Here is a 2,065-nt window from a genome sequence, read left to right on the forward strand (position 1 = left end):
GCGGCCCCGGTGCCGCCGGCGGCCGGGCGCGGCAACCCCGGTCGCCGGCACGGGGCCGGCGTGGGCGAGGATGGCGGTGATGGTCTACCGCTACTTCTACGACTGCGAGTTCATCGAGGACGGCCGCATCGTCGACCTGGTGTCGATCGGCGTCGTCGACGAGTACGGCCGCGAGTTCTACGCCGTGTCGACCGAGTTCGACGACTCGCGGGCCGTGCCCTGGGTGCGCCGCAACGTGCTCGACAAGCTGCCGTCCCCGGCGGACCGCGCCTGGCGGTCGCGGGAGCGCATCCGCGACGAGCTGTACGACTTCCTCGTCGAGCCGGTCAGGGACCGGCCGGGCGAGCACCTGGAGCTCTGGGCCTGGTACGCCGCGTACGACCACGTGGTCCTCGCGCAGTTGTGGGGGGCGATGCCGGCGCTGCCCCGGGAGATCCCCCGGTTCACCAAGGAGCTGCGCCAGCTCTGGGACGACCGGGGCCGGCCGCCGCTGCCGGACGCCGCGTCGGCCCGGCACGACGCGCTGGTCGACGCCCGGCACAACCTGGCGCGCTGGCGCGCGATGACCGGTCAGTAGGTCTGGTCGGTTCTGTCCCGGGCGCCGGTGCGACGTCGAGCCGATGCGGGGGAGTGGTCCCATGAGCAACGAACCGCGCAGCGCCGCCGACGCCCGGCGACGGGTCACCGAGCTGGTCCGGGAGGCCCGGATCTGCATGCTCTCTCCGACCCGAAGCGCGACGCCTGGGTCTCGATCTCCGGCACCGCGCGGGAGGGCTACGACCGAACCGCGAGGTCAGCTACTGACCGGTAGGTCGACCGGCGGGTGGGACGGCCCGGGGCGCGGTGCCGGCGTACGCCCGCGCCGACTACAGTGCGCACTGACGGCCCGCCCCGGGCCGGCAACGGCGCCGATGGTCTGATCCGACACATATCCTGGGGCAAATCGGGCTTCACCTGATGCTCCAGGAGGATGAGCAGATCATGCGTATCGGCGTGCTCACCGGCGGCGGCGACTGCCCAGGTCTCAACGCGGTCATCCGGGCGGTGGTCCGCAAGGGCGTCGCCAGCTACGGCCACGAGTTCGTGGGTTTCCGGGACGGCTGGAAGGGCCCCCTGGAGGGCCTGTCCCGCCCGCTGGGCATCGCGGAGGTCCGCGGCATCCTGCCGCGCGGCGGCACCATCCTCGGTTCGTCCCGGACGAACCCGTTCAAGATCGAGAACGGCGTCGAGCGGATCAAGGACAACCTCGCCGCGCAGGGCGTCGACGCGCTCATCGCGATCGGCGGCGAGGACACCCTCGGCGTGGCCACCAAGCTGCACGAGCTCGGCGTGCACGTCATCGGTGTGCCGAAGACGATCGACAACGACCTCGGCGCCACCGACTACACCTTCGGCTTCGACACCGCGGTCAACATCGCGATGGAGGCCATCGACCGGCTGCACACCACCGCCGAGAGCCACCACCGCACCCTCGTGGTCGAGGTGATGGGCCGGCACGCCGGCTGGATCGCCCTGCACGCCGGCCTGGCCGGCGGCGCCAACGTGATCCTGCTGCCCGAGCGGCAGTTCGACGTCGACCAGGTCGCCGGCTACGTCGAGAAGCGCTTCCAGCACCAGTACGCCCCGATCGTGGTGGTCGCCGAGGGCGCGCACCCGCTGGAGGGCCAGATGGTGCTGCACAACCAGGAGCTCGACGCGTTCGGTCACGTCCGCCTCGGCGGCATCGGCCAGTGGCTCGCCGAGCAGCTGGAGGCCAAGACCGGCAAGGAGGCCCGCACGGTCGTGCTCGGGCACATCCAGCGCGGCGGCACCCCGACCGCCTTCGACCGGGTGCTCGCCACCCGGCTCGGCCTGCACGCCATCGACGCCGCGCACGAGGGCGACTGGGGCAAGATGGTCGCCATGCAGAGCACGGACATCGTCCGCGTTCCGCTCGCCGAGGCCACCCGCGAGCTGAAGACCGTGCCGCTGGAGCGGTACGCCGAGGCCGAGGTCTTCTTCGGCAGCTGATCGAGGTGTCGACGGCGCGGCGGGCCGCCGGGCCGCCCCGCCCGCCACCACGACC

2 protein-coding genes are annotated in these 2,065 nt (G+C 72.4%); both read left to right on the forward strand.

Features of this window, described 5'->3' with window-relative positions; translation table 11 throughout:
• Positions 1–79: 79 nt before the first annotated feature.
• Positions 80–577, forward strand: coding sequence for a polyadenylate-specific 3'-exoribonuclease AS (locus tag AB0L34_RS33665; protein WP_363709702.1), 498 nt, complete (start codon positions 80–82; stop codon positions 575–577).
• Positions 578–981: 404 nt separating this feature from the next.
• On the forward strand, positions 982–2,010 hold the full coding sequence (locus AB0L34_RS33670) for a 6-phosphofructokinase (RefSeq protein WP_350708044.1): 1,029 nt from the start codon (positions 982–984) through the stop codon (positions 2,008–2,010).
• Positions 2,011–2,065: the final 55 nt, after the last annotated feature.

It is taken from the genome of Micromonospora sp. NPDC052213 (assembly GCF_040679695.1).
In the GTDB taxonomy this organism is placed as follows: domain Bacteria; phylum Actinomycetota; class Actinomycetes; order Mycobacteriales; family Micromonosporaceae; genus Micromonospora.

Excerpts from the sequence above, each read along its gene's own strand:
- AB0L34_RS33665 (WP_363709702.1), top strand. The coding sequence starts at position 80 with ATGGTCTACCGCTACTTCTACGACTGCGAGTTCATCGAGGACGGCCGC.
- AB0L34_RS33670 (WP_350708044.1), top strand. The coding sequence starts at position 982 with ATGCGTATCGGCGTGCTCACCGGCGGCGGCGACTGCCCAGGTCTCAAC.